The following is a 17,222-nucleotide window of genomic DNA, read 5'->3' on the forward strand; positions in this document are numbered from 1 at the left end:
TTCCTTAGTGAGCCTGGTCGTCGCTGACGGAAGTTTGCAGAGCCTGGGCAAAAGAACGCACAATGGCCTGACGTTGTGCCGGCGCAACGCTGGTATTGATCAGATTCGTCACCATATTGCCCAGCACCATCAGGGAAAGATCGGTTGGGGCTTTATGTTTTTCCAGTACGTTGACCAGCTCATTGAGCAATTGTTCAACGTGTTCATCACTATAGCGGGAGAGTTGCGGCATAAATCAAAATCTGTTTGTTCATGAAAGGGCAACATATTACCGTAGCACCAGCTTTTTTTCCGCTTTTTTTCTACGCTTGCGCAGTCGCGCCGCGGGTGGTTGAATACCGCCCGGTCTAAAAGGAGAGTTTAACATGAGTCTGGATATCAACCAGATTGCCTTACATCAGCTTATCAAGCGCGATGAGCAAACCCTTGAGCTGGTGCTGCGCGATACCTTGCTTGAACCGACGGCAACCGTCGAAGAGATGATGGCCGAGCTGAACCGCGTCTACAGCGCAAAAAATAAAGCCTATGGCCTGTTTAACGAAGAGAGCGAGCTGGCGCAGGCGTTGCGTCTGCATCGTCAGGGCGAAGAAGACTTTCTCGCCTTCAGCCGCGCCGCCACTGGTCGCCTGCGCGATGAACTGGCGAAATACCCGTTTGCCGAAGGCGGTATTGTGCTGTTTTGCCATTACCGTTATCTGGCGGTGGAATATCTGTTGGTCACGGTGCTGAACAACCTGAGCAGCATGCGTGTCAACGAACAACTGGATATCAGCGCGACGCACTATCTCGATATCAACCATGCCGATATTGTGGCCCGTATCGATCTGACCGAATGGGAAACCAACCCGGAATCCACCCGCTACCTGACGTTCCTGAAAGGGCGTGTCGGGCGTAAAGTGGCCGATTTCTTTATGGATTTCCTCGGCGCCAGCGAAGGGCTTAACGCGAAAGCGCAAAACCGTGGGCTGCTGCAGGCCGTGGACGATTTCACCGCCGAAGCGCAGCTCGACAAGTCCGAACGCCAGAACGTGCGTCAGCAGGTCTATACCTACTGCAACGAGCAACTGCAGGCGGGGGAAGAGATTGAACTGGAATCGCTGTCCAACGAGCTTGCCGGGGTCAGCGAGGTCAGCTTCCAGCAGTTTACGGCAGAGAAAGGCTATGAGCTGGAAGAGAGTTTCCCGGCGGATCGCAGCACGCTGCGCCAGTTGACCAAATATGCGGGAAGCGGCGGCGGCCTGACGATCAATTTCGACGCCATGCTACTGGGCGAACGCATTTTCTGGGATCCGGCGACCGATACCCTGACCATCAAGGGAACGCCGCCAAACCTGCGCGATCAGCTTCAGCGCCGCACCTCCGGTGGTCGCTGACAGGCATAAAAAAACCCCGCAGCGCGGGGTTTTCTCTCAACTCGTCAGCGATCACGCGCGAACGAAGTCGATGTGAGACAGTTTCGGCTTGAACGGGTGACGCTGAACAGCCTGAACTTTCACTTTTTCTTCTTTGCCGTCGATGACCAGAGTCAGAACGTCGCTGTAGAACTCTGCTTTATTCTGCATGTTCCACACCTGGTCCTGATCCAGTTCGATAGCAACCGGAGCAGCTTTGCCACCGTAAACGATAGCCGGGAATTTGTTAGCTGCACGCAGGCGGCGGCTCGCACCCTTACCCTGCTCTTTACGTACTTCAACGGTAATAGTAAACATTGATATCTCTCTGTTATGTCAATTCTGCTACAGGCGACCCAGCAGCAGATCGTTATTCTGCTTTGCGAATGCAAAAGCGGGCGGTATTATAGCCGCGAATGCACGCCACGGCAATCAAAACCGCCGCTTCAGGCTGGCGGGGGCGTCGCCATCCACTGGCGGATGCGTAATTCGCTGTCGCGGTTTGCCGGATTAAAAATCATCAGGTTAAGATCCGCGCGTCCCTCCACTGAGAAGGTCGAAAATTCCAGATCGATATCGCCAATCGTCGGGTGATGCAATTGTTTAATGCCTTCGCCGTGACCGGTTACGTCATTGCGACGCCAGAGCGCATCGAACTCAACGCTGGTGTGCCGCAGGTCGCTCACTAACTGTGCCATCTCCGCCGAGTCGCCCGCCCGCGCCACGTCAGCGCGAAACGCGCCAACCACCGCCTCCGCCACGCTGGACCAGTTTTTCTGTGCCGCGCGGGTGTGCGAGTCACTGAATAAACGCCGCAGAATATTGCGCTGGTCGCGGGGCAGTTTTGCATAATCGGTCAGTACCACTGCGGCGGCAGGGTTCCAGGCGATCACATCCCAGAAAATGTTTTTTACGATTGCCGGACTGGCGGGCAGCGCGTCCAGCACCCGCTGCAGGCGCGGCGTGATCTCATCGGCGCCCTGATAGTGCGATTCCGGTAAATGACCGAATGCGAGAATAAAAACATGATCGCGTTCCGGCGCCGTCAACCGCAGGCCAGCGGCGATGCGGTTAAGCACCTCTTTTGACGGCGTACCGCCGCGCCCCTGCTCAAGCCACGTATACCAGGTCGGGCTGATGTTTGCCAGTTGCGCGACCTCTTCACGGCGCAACCCCGGCGTGCGGCGGCGTTCCGGTCGGAAGCCGAAAGAGACGGGATCAAGCCGCGCGCGACAGGCCTTCAGAAAACTGCCGAGGGCGTTAATGGTGTCTTCAGACATGCTTATCCTGTTAGTCGTTATACTACGATAATATCACTACTTTTATAGTATAACGCCGCGGGTAAGATGTCATGACTGACTTATCAGGAGGCATCTTATGCGTGTATTTCTTACCGGAGCAACGGGGTTTATTGGTTCCCATCTTATTCCTGAACTGCGCTCTGCCGGGCATCAGGTCATCGGTCTGGCGCGCTCTGACGCCAGCGCCAGCGCGCTGACCGGCGCGGGGATCGAGGTGCATCGTGGGTCGCTCGAGGAACCCGATTCACTACTGGCGGGTGTGGCGCAGGCCGACGCAGTCATTCATACTGCCTTCGATCACGACTTCAGCCGTTTTGTCGAAAATTGCCAGAAAGACAGCCGGGTGATTGCCGCGCTCGGTTCTGCGCTGAAAGGCTCGTCGCGACCGCTGATCATCACTTCCGGTACCGGGATGGGCGATCCGGGGCATGGCGAACTGGCGATAGAAAGGGTGTTTAACCCGGCGCATCCCAACCCGCGTGTCGCCTCTGAGCTGGCAGGTCACGCGCTGCTGGAGCAGGGCGTGGATGTACGAGTCATGCGGTTGCCACAGGTGCACGACACCCGCCGCCAGGGGCTGATCTCCTACTATATTTCGCTCAGCCGGGAAAAAGGCAGCGCGGCGGTCATTGGCGAGGGACTCAACAGCTGGTCGGCGGCGCATGTGACTGACGTGGCGCGGCTCTACCGGCTGGCGCTGGAGCAGGGCGCGCGCGGCGAACGCTACCATGCGGTTGCCGAGCAGGAGATAACTTCACGGGCGATAGCCGACGTGGTGGGCGCAGGGCTGGGCGTTCCGGTGGTGTCGCTGGCCGCAACGGAGGCGCAGGCCTATTTCGGTTGGTTTTCCACCTTTGCCTCGCTTGATTTACGCGCCTCGGGCGACTGGACGCAGCAGCGGCTTGGCTGGCGGCCTGTCGGACCGTCGCTGGTGGATGACTTACGGGCGATGGATTATTCAGCGTAACTCGTTGGCCCGGCGGAAGCGGCCTTCGTAATCGAAGACTTTTTCCCGCACCTGCCAGAATTGCCCTTTTTTACGGGCGACGACGAAATCCGGATGGCGCAGCAACGCCTGCTGCGCCAGAATGTCTGCGACGGTGATCCAGCGCAGCGGCACGCCGCCGGGCGTTCGGGTGTGCGGGCGAATAAACAGTTGCTCAAACGCAGTGCGCTGCGCGGGCGTCCGCAGGCGAAAACGTTCGCTGACGTCGGCGCCGTCTTCATCAAAATAGGTGACTTTCAGCCAGTCGCCTTTTTCATCGGCTCCCTGTTGCAGCACCATGCCGCTACAGCGCAGCACCAGCGCGTCCTTGAGCTTCAGCGCCGCTTTCAGCATATCGTCAGGGTCAACCAGTATTGTGTCGCACTCGCGGCAGCGGCGGGCAGCGATGTCATTTTCCGCGTTACACTGCGGACAGTTTTTAAAGCGAAAACGGTAGTCGCATTGTGCGCGGTGCCCGTCATCGTCTTCAAACCAGCCCTGGCAGCGGCGGCCGAAATGCTCAATCAGCGTGCCGTCGGCAGTAGTCTTTCCCCAGAATGTATTGGCAAAGCCGCAATCGGGGCAGAAAACCTGCACCGGGACATTGTCACTTTTCCCTTTGGGCGACCCCACTTCCGGCGTATAGAGATCGTGCGGGTTTCCGGCGTAATCGAGGATCAGACAATCGGTTTTGCCCGGGGCGAGACGCAGCCCGCGCCCGACGATTTGCTGATACAGGCTGACGGATTCGGTCGGGCGCAGAATGGCGATGAGATCCACATGCGGCGCGTCAAAGCCAGTAGTCAGTACTGAAACGTTCACCAGAAAGCGAAAACTGCTGCGCTTTAAAGGCGGCGATTAACGCGTCACGCTGTGGGCCGGGGGTTTCGCCGGTGATCAGCCGCGCATTGTCGGCGGGCAGCAGGCCGGTGATTTCCCGCGCATGTTCGACGGTGGCGGCGAAAATCATCACCCCTTTGCGCGTTTCAGCGAACTCGACAATCTGGCTGATGATATGCGGCGTGATGCGCTGCTGTTTTTTCAGTTCGTGGTTGAGATCCGCTTCGCTGAACAGGCCGTTGCTCTGCGCCTGCAGGCAGCTGAAATCATACTGCACGACCGGCATATCCAGCCGTTCCGGCGGCGTCAGATAGCCATGCTTGATCATGTAACGCAGGGGGAGTTCATAGATGCAGTCGCGAAACAGCGCCTTTTCGGTGCCGCGCACCATACCGTGGTAGTGAAACTGGTAGATCCAGCCTTTGCCGAGGCGAAACGGCGTGGCGGTCAGACCCAACAGACGAAGGTGCGGGTTCACGGTTTTCAGGTGGCTGAGAATTTGCTGATACTGGCTTTCGTCGTCATCGCCAATACGATGGCATTCATCAACAATTAGCAGTGAAAACTCGCCCTGAAAGCTTTCCAGATTGCGGGCAACGGACTGCACACTGCCAAAAACTACTTTGCCGTGGCTTTCTTTGCGCTTCAGCCCGGCGGCGAAAATGTCGGCCTCCAGCCCCAGCGCACGGTATTTGGCGTGGTTTTGCGCGACCAGTTCTTTCACATGCGCCAGCACCAGCACGCGCCCACGAGCCAGCCGCGCCAGTTCGGCAATCACCAGGCTTTTCCCGGCGCCGGTGGGCAGCACGATCACGGCGGGTTCAGAGTGATGGCGAAAGTGGGCGAGGGTGGCGTCAACGGCTTCCTGCTGATAGGGGCGAAGTGTAAAAGTCATAAGTCTGCTGTTTTCATGATCACGCCTACAGTATGCCACGAATCTTTTTCCTTGAGTGACGAAAGGAGCCCGTTATACTGATCACAGTTATTGCTTCTTTTTCGGGATGTTTTCCCGACCTCCGGCATTTTGACAGGCTAAAAAAACCTCATGCGACTTGATAAGTTTATCGCTCAGCAACTCGGCGTCAGCCGTGCTATTGCCGGGCGTGAAATTCGCGCCAGCCGCGTTACCGTGGATGGCGACATTGTGAAAAACACCGCTTTTAAACTGCTTCCTGAGCATGTTGTGGATTATGATGGCAACCCGCTGATCCAACAGAGCGGCCCGCGCTATTTTATGCTGAACAAGCCGGAAGGCTACGTCTGCTCCACAGACGATCCGGATCATCCAACCGTGCTCTATTTTCTTGACGAGCCGGTGGCGCACAAGCTGCATGCGGCAGGGCGTCTGGATATCGACACCACCGGGCTGGTGCTGATGACTGATGACGGCCAGTGGTCGCACCGCATCACCTCGCCGAAACACCATTGTGAAAAAACCTATCTGGTGACGCTGGAATCGCCGGTCAGCGATGAAACGGCTACGCGGTTTGCGCAGGGCATTCAATTGCACAATGAAAAATCGCTCACTAAACCCGCTGAGCTGGAAGTGATCACCCCGACGCAGGTGCGTCTGACGATCAGCGAAGGACGCTATCATCAGGTGAAACGCATGTTCGCTGCGGTCGGCAACCATGTTGTCGGCCTGCATCGTGAACGGATCGGCGGTATTACGCTTGATCCGCAACTGGAGCCGGGGGAATACCGCCCGCTCACCGAAGAAGAAATCGCCAGTGTCGGCATGCCTTCCCACTAATCTGAGGAGCTTTTTGTGACATCCAGGCAGAATTCTTCACTGGGTATTGTTTTTATTCTTGGCCTGCTGGCCATGCTGATGCCACTGTCGATCGATATGTATTTACCCGCGCTGCCGGTGATTTCGTCGCAGTTCGGCGTTCCGGCAGGCAGCGCGCAGATGACGCTCAGCACCTATATTCTGGGGTTTGCACTGGGCCAGTTGTTGTACGGCCCGATGGCGGACAGCATCGGGCGTAAGCCGGTGATCCTCGGCGGTACGCTGGTGTTTGCCGCAGCGGCGGTGGCCTGTGCGCTGTCACAGACCATCGATCAACTGATTGTGATGCGTTTCTTCCACGGCCTTGCGGCGGCAGCGGCAAGCGTAGTGATCAACGCCCTGATGCGTGATATCTACCCGAAAGAAGAATTCTCCCGCATGATGTCCTTCGTCATGCTGGTGACGACCATTGCGCCGCTGGTGGCGCCAATGGTCGGTGGCGCGGTGCTGGTCTGGTTCAGCTGGCATATGATTTTCTGGATCCTCGCCATTGCCGCGCTGCTGGCCTCGTTGATGGTGTTCTTTTTTATTCACGAAACGCTGCCGGTCGAGCGGCGGCAAAAGTTTCACATTCGCACCACAACCGGCAATTTCGCGACGCTGTTTCGCCATAAACGCGTGCTGAGTTATATGCTTGCCAGCGGTTTCAGCTTCGCCGGCATGTTCTCCTTCCTGAGCGCCGGTCCGTTTGTCTATATCGAGCTTAACCACGTCTCCCCGCAGCACTTTGGTTACTACTTTGCGCTCAACGTCGTCTTCTTGTTCATCATGACCATTATTAACAGCCGCTTTGTGCGTCGGGTAGGGGCGCTGAACATGTTCCGCGCCGGGTTATGGATCCAGTTTGTGATGGCGCTGTGGATGGTGGTCTGTGCGCTGCTCGGTGTGGGGTTCTGGTCACTGGTGATGGGCATTGCCGTGTTTGTTGGCTGCGTGGCGATGGTGTCGTCAAATGCGATGGCGGTCATTCTTGATGAGTTTCCGCACATGGCGGGCACGGCGTCATCGCTCGCGGGGACGTTCCGTTTCGGTATTGGCGCCATTGTGGGCGCTGCCCTGTCGCTGGCTACGTTTACCACCAGTTGGCCGATGCTGATTTCCATGATTTTGTGCGCCAGTTGTTCGTTGCTTTTCTATCTTTACGCCAGCCGCCCCAGGAAAATCATTCACTAAACCTGCTTCTATGGGGGTAAATTGGCCCCCTTTCTTGACACATATCAACGGAGTTTCTGTTCGTTGTTCTGATGGATGTTTCTTTTATGTAAAATCAATTTATGTAAAAAGTCACATCGTTGTAGACAAAAAGGTTGTGTTAGATCACAGAAACGGGTACATATAGCGCAAAATGCATTCGTAGCAGTTTTGTAAAACGCAGGATAATAAATCGTTAAACCTTGCCAGGTGCAGATGTAAACGTTTTCCTGGCGGCTTGCAGGACGATCTGTCAACGATGTGTTAATATAAATGTGAAATTATTGTGAAGTTTTGTTTTTTCCTGGGGAAAAATCGTGAATACCATGCAGCTTTCCATCGTTCACCGCTTGCCGCAGAGCTATCGCTGGTCTGCCGGTTTTGCAGGTTCAAGAGTTGAACCGATTCCGCAAAACGGTCCACTGAGCGATAACAGCCTTGTTGGCCTCAAACTGCTGAGCCCGGACGGTGAAAAAGCCTGGCCGGTGATGCATACGCTCAGTCAGGCATTAACGGATATCGAAGTGGCGTGTTCCGTGCTGGAATGCGAAGGCGAACCCTGCCTGTTTGTGAACTGTCAGGACGAGTACGCCGCAACCTGTCGCCTGAAAAATTTCGGCGTGGCGATTGCGGAGCCGTTTTCCGGTAATAATCCTTTCTGACCGTCAGCTCAACGACAGTAGCTGACGGGTATACTCCTGCTGCGGTGCGGCAAAAACGCGCTGACACTCTCCTTGCTCCACAACTTCCCCCTGACGCAACACAATCACCTGATGACACAGCGATCGGACCACATGGAGATCGTGGCTGATGAATATGTAAGCCAGGCGATGTTTCTCCTGTAATGCCTTGAGCAGCGCAAGAATTTGCGCCTGCACGGTTCTGTCCAGCGACGAGGTGGGTTCATCCAGCACAATCAGTTCGGGCTTGAGGATCAGCGCGCGGGCGATGGCAATACGCTGTCGCTGGCCGCCGGAAAACGCCGCCGGGTAACGCTGACGGGTTTGCGGATCAAGCCCCACCTCCTGCATCACGCGGATCACTTCTTCTTCACGCTGCGCGGGAGTGAGCGTGGGCTGGTGAACGCGCAACCCCTCTTCGATAATCTGCAATACGTTAAGACGCGGGTTCAGCGACGAGTTCGGGTCCTGAAACACTACCTGAATGCGATGACGCAGCGGCAGCATCTGCTTGCGGTTGCGGCCCTGTAACGCCTGCCCGTCAAAGACAATCGAACCTTCCGAGGCAATCAGCCGCAGCAGTGCCAGCCCGGTGGTGCTTTTACCTGAGCCTGATTCGCCGACCAGCCCCAGCGTTTCCCCCGGACGCAGCGAAAAGCTGATCGCTTTCACCACGCGGTTGCTGTCGACCACGCGACGCAACACACCTTTGCGCACCGGAAACGCCACGCTCAGTTTCTCAATCTGCAACAGGGGTTTGGCATCCCCGGTGATCGGGACAGGATCGCCGGACGGCTCACTGTCGATAAGCTTGCGGGTGTAAGGGTGAACAGGGGCAGAAAAGAGCGCGCTGGCGCGGTTCTGCTCCACACAGCGACCGTCCTGCATCACTGCCACATTGTCGGCCAGTTTGCGCACGATGCTCAGGTTGTGGGTGATGAACAACAGGCCCATATTGAGCTCGTCGCGCAGTTCGCGCAGCAGTTGCAGAATTTGCGCCTGCACCGAAACATCCAGCGCGGTGGTGGGTTCGTCGGCGATCAACAGCTCAGGTCGTGTCAGCAACGCCATGGCAATCATAACGCGCTGGCGTTCGCCGCCGGAAAGCTGATGCGGGTAATCCGCCAGTCGCTTCGGCGCATTGCGGATCCCGACGCGCTCAAGGCAGTCGAGGATTTCCGCCCGCGCAGCCTCCTTGCGCATCCCCCGGTGCAGTGAAAGCACCTCGTACAGTTGTTTCTCCAGCGTATGCAGCGGGTTCAGCGACACCATCGGCTCCTGGAAAATCATCGCGATGCGGTTACCACGAATTCCCCGCAGGGTGCGTTCATCGGCATGCAGCAAAGACTGACCGTGAAAATGGATATCCCCGGTCGGGTAGCTGACCGGTGGGGAAGGGAGCAGCCGCAGCACCGAAAGGGCGGATACGCTTTTCCCGGAACCGGACTCGCCCACCAGCGCCAGGGTTTCGCCCGCGTTAACCTGCAACGACAAATCGCTCACCACCGTACGGCTTTCGCCGCGATCGGTAAAGGCGATGGAGAGGTTTTCGATGGTCAGTAAGGGAGAGGTCATCCTACACCGCCTTGTTGGGGTCGAAGGCATCGCGCACGGCTTCGCCAATAAAAATCAGCAGCGACAGCAGCACTGCCACTGATAAAAACGCGGTAATACCAAGCCACGGCGCCTGCAGGTTATTTTTCCCCTGCAACAGTAACTCGCCGAGCGACGGCGAGCCCAGCGGCAGCCCGAAGCCGAGGAAATCCAGCGAGGTCAGCGTAGTGATGGAACTGCACAGAATAAATGGCAGGAAGGTAAGCGTCGCGACCATTGCGTTGGGCAGCATATGACGGAAGATAATACCGCGGTCGCTCACCCCCAGCGCCTGTGCGGCGCGAATGTAGTCGAAATTCCGTGTGCGCAGGAATTCAGCGCGCACCACGCCCACCAGCGCCATCCAGCCAAACAATACGGTGATGGCGAGCAGCCACCAGAAATTGGGTTGTACCACGCTCGACAGCAGGATAATTAAAAACAGCGTCGGCATGCCGGACCACACTTCAATAAAGCGCTGGCCCCAGAGATCGACTTTTCCGCCGTAATACCCCTGCAATGCGCCCGCCAGCACACCCATCACGCTGGAGCACAGCGTCAGCATCAGGCCGAACAGTACGGAAATGCGGGTGCCGTAGAGAATGCGCGCCAGCACGTCACCGCCATTGGCGTCAGTCCCCAGCCAGTTAGTCGCCGAGGGCGGAGAAGGGAAGGGGCGATCGGTGGCGAAATTGATGCTGGTGGCACCAAAGCGAACCGGCGCCCAGAGCACCCAGCCGTTATCTTCCAGTTGCTTTTGCAGCCACGGATCCTGGTAATCGGCGCTGGTGGTAAAGACGCCGCCAAACTGCTGCTCGGTGTAGTTTTTCAGAAAGGGCACGTACAAGCTGCCGCGATACTCGACAAGTAACGGTTTGTCGTTCGCCAGCAGTTCTGAAAACAGGCTACAGGTAAACAGGATGAGAAATAGCCACAGAGACCAGTAACCGCGACGGTTATGGCGAAAGCGCGCCCAGCGGGCCTGGTTGACGGGACTTAATAGCGGCATCAGCGGCCCTCAAAATCAATGCGTGGGTCCACCAGCGTATAGCTGATATCGCTGATGATATTCAGCAGCAGACCAATCAGGGTGAAGATGTAAAGCGTGCCAAACATTACCGGGTAATCGCGGGAGAGCGTGGCTTCGTAGCCCAGCAACCCCAGGCCGTTGAGGGAGAACATCACTTCAATCAGCAGGGAACCGGTAAAAAACATGCTGATGAAGGTGGCAGGAAAGCCGGCGATCACCAGCAGCATCGCGTTACGGAAAATGTGTTTCCACAGAATGTTATGTTCGCTTACCCCTTTGGCGCGTGCGGTGACCACGTACTGCTTGCGGATCTCATCAAGGAACGAGTTTTTGGTCAACATGGTCAGCGCTGCAAAGCCGCCAATCACCGTCGCCAGCACCGGTAGAGTGATGTGCCAGAGGTAATCGGTAATCTGTTTATACCATGGCAGGGAATCGAAATTGGCGGAGGTCAGCCCGCGCAGCGGGAAGAGATCGTAATAGCTGCCGCCCGCGAAAAAGACGATCAGCAAAATGGCGAACAGGAACGCCGGGATCGCGTAGCCGATAATGATGAATGCGCTGCTCCAGATGTCGAACCGGCTGCCGTTTTGCACCGCTTTACGAATGCCAAGCGGAATCGAGACCAGATAGATGATAAGCGTGCTCCAGATACCGAGCGACACGGAGACCGGCAGACTGTCCTTCACCAGTTGTAATACCGACGCGCTGCGGAACAGGCTGTTACCGAAGTCAAAACGCAGGTACTCGCCCAGCATTTTGAAATAACGCTCATGAATGGGTTTATCGAAGCCGTAGCGGTGCGTGATTTCAGCAATGACTTCCGGATCCAACCCGCGTGCGCCGCGGTACTGGCCGTCGCTGACGTTACCGACGCCAGTGCGAGCATGCGTGGCGCCCATTCCTTCGCCACCCGCGCCGGGCAGGGCGCTGCGATCGCCGAACTGAATCGCCGCAATGGCCTGGTCAACCGGGCCGCCAGGCGCAATTTGCACGATAAAAAAGTTGATGGTGATGATCGCCCACAAGGTCGGGATCACCAGTAATAATCGGCGGATCAGGTACGCGCCCATAGGGTTCCTTAACGTCTGTCTGCGGGCAGCTTCGCGGCTTTATTCACGTCATACCACCAGGTATCGAAGCCGAGCGAGTAAACGGGGCGCATGACCGGGTGGGAAAACTTATCCCAGTATGCGATGCGATCTTCTGCCATGTACCACATGGGTAACTGATAGTAATTCCATGTGAGGACGCGGTCCAGTGCGCGTCCGAGGGGAAGGAGTTTCTCTTTGTTTCCCTGCCAGCGGATGATCCCGGCGATGAGTTTATCGATCACCGGATTTTTAACGCCCGGGGCGTTATAGGTGGAATCGACATACTGCGAGGCCCAGGCGATTTGCAGATCGGAGCTCGGCCACGGTGTCGCCTGCCACAGCACCGGCATCATGTCGTAGTCGCGGCTGCGCAGACGATTGTTGAGTTGCGCGTTATCCACCTGACGAATCTCAAGCGTGACGCCGAGACGGCTGAGGCTGTGCTGGAAGGGAAGTACCCACTGATTGTTGCCGCCGGACCCCAGCAGCAGTTCAAAGCGCAGCGGCTTGCCGGTCTGCGCGTTCACCCGCTGCTGACCTTTCAGCGGCCATCCGGCTTCATCAAGCAATTTGCTGGCTTTCAGCAGGTTATCGCGATCAAACCCGCCACCGTCTGATACCGGCGGCTGGTAGATGCTGGTAAACACTTCTGGCGGCAGGTCAGGTTTCATGGGCGCCAGCAGCACGAGCTCATCGGCGTCAGGATAGTTGCGCGCCGCATATTCGGTGTTCTGGAAATAGCTGTTCGCGCGGCTGTAGGCAGAATAGAACAGGGCTTTGTTCATCCATTCGAAATCAAATGCCAGCGTAATGGCTTCACGCACTTTGCGGTCGCTGAATACCGGACGCTGGACGTTGAACGCCAGCCAGCGGGTATTCTGCGCTGAGGTGTTCTTCTGCGCATCCATGACAATGTTGTGATTATCAAAGTTTTTGCCGATGTAGCGGGTCGCCCAGTTTTTAGCGCTGCTTTCGATGCGCATGTCGAACGCGCCTGCCTTAAAGGCTTCAAAGGCCACATTGTCATCGAGGTAGTAGTCGTAGCGGAGGGTATCGAAATTCCAGCGTCCGCGGTTGACGGGCAGGCTGGCACCCCAGTAATCCTTCACCCGGGAATAGATAATATACTGCCCCATTTTCCAGCCAGTGATGCGGTAGGGGCCGCTGGCAAGCGGCGGCATGGCGAGCGGGTCGCTGAGCTTGTGATCGCGCCAGAAGGATTCCGGCATAATGGGCAGAGTGAACAGGCTGAGCATGTTCTCTTTGCCCGGCTGGCCCAGCTCAATGCGGACAGTGAGCGGCGCGATGGCTTTGACCGTTGTGCCTTTGTAGTACAACCGGAACTGCGGCACGCCTTCGGTCATAAACTTCTGAAAAGTAAACGCGACGTCTTTCGCGGTGATCGGCGAGCCGTCATGATAACGGGCTTTCGGGTTCAGGGTGATTTCGGCCCAGGAAAAATCCGCTGCGTAACGCGTGGTTTCCGCGACGAGCGGGTAGTAGCTGCCGGGTTCATCATCCGAGGTGGTAAACAGGGAGTCGTAGAGCGATTCGGTACGAACACCCGCTTTGCCGCGCAGGGCATAGCGGTTGAAGTTATCAAAGGTGCCAATTTCCGATAGCGTCACCGCACCGCCTTTTGGCGCGGCCGGGTTAACGTAATCAAAGTGGTTAAAATTAACGGCATATTTAGGTTCGCCGATCACGGCAAACGCATAGCTCTCTTCGATTGTCTGCGCCTGGACTGGCAGGCTGAGCAGGGCAATCAGTATGAGACACAGACGTAGAATCATAACCGGGCAGCATCCTTTTGCGGGCCGTTCAACGCGAACTAACCTCTTGTCCCTGAATAATATGTGACACTCAGTCGCTTGTGAAATATTTCGCAGGTTCGTTCCAGGCGTCAAGGAAGCGGTCGAGGGGGATCGGGCGGCTAATCCAGTAACCCTGCAGAAAATTCACGCCATGATCACGCAGCCATTCCGCCTGCTCCTGCGTCTCCACACCTTCGGCAACGGTGACCAGATTCATTCGTTTCGCCAGCGTCAGCACAGCATCCAGCACCGGTGAGGTTACCGTTTCCGTCCCGATGGCCTTGATAAACCCACGGTCGATTTTCAGGTAATCAAACGCGTAGCGTTCGAGGTAAATCAGCGCGCTGTGCCCGGTGCCGAAATCGTCAATGGCGATTTCAAACCCTTCGTGATGCAGCCATTCGAAGACTTTCATTGCCTCCTGCTGCTGGAGCGTATCGCGTTCGGTAATTTCGAGCACCACCTGGAAATAATTCGGCGGTAAGGCGGCGCTCAACGCACGCATATCGTCCTGAAAACTCGGGGTATGCAAATGCCCTGGCGCGATGTTGATCCCCAGTTTTGCCCCCGGCGGCAGGATTTTCTGCAACACCGGCGCGTCGCGGGCGATCAGTTCGAACAGATGTTGCGTCAACGGCACAATCAGATTTTGCGCTTCGGCGAAGTTGATAAACGCATCCGGGGGAATTTCGCCGGCTGAGGGATGTTTCCAGCGCATCAGCACTTCAGCACCGCGAATTTTCATATCGCTGGATGAGACTACCGGCTGGTAAACCACATAAAACTGGTTGCGCTTAATGGCAGTGAGGATCTCTTTCCCGGGGCGATTACCGATGTTGAGAATATAAAAGCACAGCAACCCGGTCAGCAGACCAACGACGATCATCAGCAACACCGCATATTGCGTATCCTGTACGCTCCACATGGTGCCGTAGAGGTAAACCTGAAGCGGCAGCTTATCGATTTTCGCAATACGCACCGGTTTGACGTTGAGCATCGCCGGATCAATCAGCTTACTGGAAAACGTTGCCAGCGCGCGGTTGTGCACCACCAGCGCGATACCGGAAAAGTTATTCTGCTTTGCCGAGTAGAGCAGGAAAGGGGTCAGGTTGGCATTCACGGAAGCAAAAACGCCGTGATTTTTCATCAGCGGATTGCGCACCCAGATAGCGAACGCCGGGCTGGAGGGCATCATCGGCGTGCCGGAAAGCAGTTGCATATCTGACACTTTGCCGGGATCGACATCGGTGGAGAGGCTGTCAAACGGCAGGTTCATGGCGCCCGTGGCGGACGAACAAACCGCACGTTTGTCGATGACCAGCAAAAAGGCGCGCACGTTAACGCTGAAGGCCGCCCGGGCGGTAAGCTCCTGCTGGATCTGGTTGCAGGGGCTCATGGTCAGCGGCTGCAGGTAATCGATGGTCGTAAGAAGCTCATTAAAATAGTTGTTCAGGTAGGAATGCAGGTTCTTGATTATCGAATCGAACTGTTCGGTCCGTTTATGATGGATCACCGTGTACTGGAGGCTGCCGGCCAGCAATGCAGCCAGCACTCCCGCCAGGAAGCTGTATAACACAATCTTCCGGCCGACAGAAAAATAGCGGGTAAGCATAAACGGACATTATCCCTGAAGGTTGGATATGAAGGGCAAACGGCTAAACAAAGTATAGATACTGTCATGGCCGCTTCTCTGCGCATCAGCATAAAAAAAAACACTGCCGCAGCAGTGTTTTTTTCGCTTCCTGCCGTCGGCCAAGGGTAACCGACAACAGAAGAAATTACGAGCGGCTCAGTACGCGACGCGCTTCGTTGTAGCGCTTGTTCCAGTATGGCTCATTCATGCTGGAGATCGTTACGCCACTGCTGGTAGACGCATGGACAAACTGATTATTGCCAATGTAGATGCCCACATGGCGACCGGTTGACCCGGCACGGAACAGAACCAGATCGCCGGTGCGCAGTTGACCACGCTTAATAGACTTACCGGTTTCCTGTTGTTCCCAGGTAGAGCGAGGCAGCTCTAAACCAAACTGTTCGCGGAACGTGCGCTGAACAAAGGCAGAGCAATCGATGCCACGTTTGGTATCGCCACCCAGACGGTAACGAACACCTTTCCAGCTGGCGTATTGATCCATCAGGCGCGTCTTAACGTCGAGGTTACGCACCATGGTTTCAAATTCATCCTGAGAGGCTTGCAGTGAAGAGGGATCTTCCATACCCACAACACGCGTCTCAGGATGCATATTCTTAGCGGTATTTGTTGAGCTACATGCAGAAAGCAGAACGGCGACTGCAACCGCGGGAATCGCCCGCAGAATATATCTCAAAATCGGTTGAGATTTGACCATTTCGTTTATTTTCCCTTGAAGTCCTTAACGAAGAAATCGTTATAAAAAATGCCAAACGTACCGAGACTAAATACCGACAGACAATGAGACAATCGAGAATCCGCAAAACTGTGGACTGACACACAAAATTATTCACAGTGCGAATAATTAACGCCTGCACGGCAAAACGAGATTGAGGTTACCTGATCGGGTTTGGCATTGCGAGCGCTTTTGCCTCTTTTTTTATAAGAAAAAGTGATACAGAAAGTGACAAACCGGCATAGCGAGAAATAGGCCCTTTTTTGCTGCTTAATTAGCCAATTGATTCATTTCTAAGGCACTTTCGTGTGACGGGAAGATGACAGGGTTGAATAATAAAACATCACTTTAGCTTCAGGGATCATTGTGATCCCTGATAGCGAATGTTAATTGATTTTGCTTAATTGTATATTTTTTGTTTCTTTATATGCGGAAGATATTTATCAAACAGATGAATAATCTTATCGCTGAGCGGTGTCATGAGCACCCATGGCAAACCCATCAGCACCGCAGTCATTGAACCTACCGCAATATCGGTAAACCAGTGTGCGCCAATCATCAGGCGAGGAAACGCAAAAACCACCACAATAATAAGGGAAATAGCGAACGCTTTCGCGCCGAAATAGCGCCACATAAATCCGGCGAAAATGAGCAGCATCATTCCGTGATCGCCCGGGAAACTGTCTTTCGATGCATCCTTGGTCGGAAAAGGCAGCAGATCGTTAACCCGATAAATATCGCTGAAAAAGAGCGTCGGGCTGGCGCGCTTCACTGGCATCAGATGTTGCGCCAACTGGTTGATGACCACCGCTGTCAGCAGCATAGTCAGGCCGATCATCACCACGCGGCGACGTCCGGCATCATCGGCTTTGCGCCAGAAGCTCAGCATCAGGCAGCCCATCGCCAGTAGTGAACAGGCATCAAAGGCGCGGTTGTTGGTGATCGCCAGGAACCAGACGTAAGCGCGGCTTTCGCCCAGACCGTGGTTAAAGAAGTGGAAAATAGTCGAATCAAACACAGACCAGTAACCGTGATTGACCGGCAAGTACCAGGACAAAAATAGCGCCACGCCTGCGGCGCTCAGCAGAACGTTAAGGAAAAATCGGGTTTTCATTGTTGTATCATGGGTAATAGTAATGGTGGCA

General features: G+C 55.6%; 15 protein-coding genes and 1 pseudogene. 5 read left to right on the top strand and 11 right to left on the bottom strand.

From position 1 onward, the window contains the following. Positions 1-4: 4 nt before the first annotated feature. Complete coding sequence (locus QMG90_RS08145) at positions 5-232, bottom strand: YejL family protein (RefSeq protein ID WP_283283324.1); 228 nt, start codon at positions 230-232, stop codon at positions 5-7. Positions 233-365: 133 nt separating this feature from the next. Here QMG90_RS08145 and yejK point away from each other — a divergent pair, with 133 nt between their 5' ends. Beyond that, entirely contained in the window at positions 366-1,373 is a 1,008-nt protein-coding gene (gene yejK, locus QMG90_RS08150; protein WP_283283325.1) for a nucleoid-associated protein YejK, read from the top strand. A gap of 51 nt (positions 1,374-1,424) precedes the next feature. Here the strand turns inward: yejK and rplY are convergent, their stop codons facing one another. Together rplY and QMG90_RS08160 are read right to left on the bottom strand one after the other, a co-directional pair. Beyond that, positions 1,425-1,709, bottom strand: coding sequence for a 50S ribosomal protein L25 (rplY, locus tag QMG90_RS08155; RefSeq protein WP_283283326.1), 285 nt, complete (start codon positions 1,707-1,709; stop codon positions 1,425-1,427). 128 nt (positions 1,710-1,837) lie between these two features. Continuing rightward, complete coding sequence (locus QMG90_RS08160) at positions 1,838-2,671, bottom strand: helix-turn-helix transcriptional regulator (protein WP_283283327.1); 834 nt, start codon at positions 2,669-2,671, stop codon at positions 1,838-1,840. Between the two features lie 97 nt (positions 2,672-2,768). Between QMG90_RS08160 and QMG90_RS08165 the strand changes: the two genes are divergently transcribed. Beyond that, entirely contained in the window at positions 2,769-3,659 is an 891-nt protein-coding gene (locus QMG90_RS08165; protein WP_283283328.1) for an SDR family oxidoreductase, read from the top strand. On the opposite strand, the pseudogene radD reads toward QMG90_RS08165, so the two are convergent. Then, positions 3,651-5,412 (bottom strand): annotated as a pseudogene (gene radD / locus QMG90_RS08170) (DNA repair helicase RadD). The gene QMG90_RS08165 and the pseudogene radD overlap by 9 nt on opposite strands. A gap of 150 nt (positions 5,413-5,562) precedes the next feature. On the opposite strand from radD, the gene rsuA reads away from it, so the two are divergent. The 3 genes from rsuA (at position 5,563) to QMG90_RS08185 (ending at position 8,162) form a co-directional block, all read left to right on the top strand. Then, entirely contained in the window at positions 5,563-6,270 is a 708-nt protein-coding gene (gene rsuA / locus QMG90_RS08175; RefSeq protein WP_283283329.1) for a 16S rRNA pseudouridine(516) synthase RsuA, read from the top strand. 15 nt (positions 6,271-6,285) lie between these two features. Beyond that, the gene (locus QMG90_RS08180) at positions 6,286-7,482 is read left to right on the top strand and encodes a Bcr/CflA family multidrug efflux MFS transporter (RefSeq protein WP_283283330.1); all 1,197 of its coding nucleotides are present in this window, start codon (positions 6,286-6,288) and stop codon (positions 7,480-7,482) included. A 335-nt stretch (positions 7,483-7,817) separates the two neighbouring features. After that, positions 7,818-8,162, top strand: coding sequence for a YejG family protein (locus tag QMG90_RS08185; RefSeq protein ID WP_283283331.1), 345 nt, complete (start codon positions 7,818-7,820; stop codon positions 8,160-8,162). Between the two features lie 3 nt (positions 8,163-8,165). Here QMG90_RS08185 and yejF read toward each other — a convergent pair whose 3' ends face one another. The 7 genes from yejF to QMG90_RS08220 form a co-directional block, all read right to left on the bottom strand. Then, a complete protein-coding gene (gene yejF, locus QMG90_RS08190; protein ID WP_283283332.1) occupies positions 8,166-9,755 on the bottom strand; it encodes a microcin C ABC transporter ATP-binding protein YejF in 1,590 nt (529 codons plus the stop codon). A gap of 1 nt (position 9,756) precedes the next feature. Then, a complete protein-coding gene (locus tag QMG90_RS08195; protein ID WP_283283333.1) occupies positions 9,757-10,782 on the bottom strand; it encodes a microcin C ABC transporter permease in 1,026 nt (341 codons plus the stop codon). Beyond that, positions 10,782-11,876 (bottom strand): microcin C ABC transporter permease YejB, encoded by a 1,095-nt coding sequence (locus QMG90_RS08200; protein ID WP_283283334.1) that lies wholly within the window; start codon positions 11,874-11,876, stop codon positions 10,782-10,784. Before QMG90_RS08200 ends, QMG90_RS08195 begins: the two co-directional genes overlap by 1 nt. An 8-nt stretch (positions 11,877-11,884) precedes the next feature. Further along, complete coding sequence (locus QMG90_RS08205) at positions 11,885-13,690, bottom strand: extracellular solute-binding protein (RefSeq protein ID WP_283283335.1); 1,806 nt, start codon at positions 13,688-13,690, stop codon at positions 11,885-11,887. A gap of 70 nt (positions 13,691-13,760) precedes the next feature. Next, entirely contained in the window at positions 13,761-15,323 is a 1,563-nt protein-coding gene (locus tag QMG90_RS08210) for a cyclic di-GMP phosphodiesterase (RefSeq protein ID WP_283283336.1), read from the bottom strand. A gap of 166 nt (positions 15,324-15,489) precedes the next feature. Continuing rightward, positions 15,490-16,059 carry a bifunctional murein DD-endopeptidase/murein LD-carboxypeptidase gene (mepS, locus tag QMG90_RS08215; RefSeq protein ID WP_283283337.1) on the bottom strand — a complete coding sequence of 190 codons (570 nt, stop codon included), beginning with the start codon at positions 16,057-16,059 and terminating at the stop codon, positions 15,490-15,492. Between the two features lie 418 nt (positions 16,060-16,477). Further along, complete coding sequence (locus QMG90_RS08220) at positions 16,478-17,191, bottom strand: phosphatase PAP2 family protein (protein WP_283283338.1); 714 nt, start codon at positions 17,189-17,191, stop codon at positions 16,478-16,480. Positions 17,192-17,222 lie beyond the last annotated feature (31 nt).

It is taken from the genome of Trabulsiella odontotermitis (assembly GCF_030053895.1).
Classification (GTDB): Bacteria; Pseudomonadota; Gammaproteobacteria; order Enterobacterales; family Enterobacteriaceae; genus Trabulsiella; species Trabulsiella odontotermitis_C.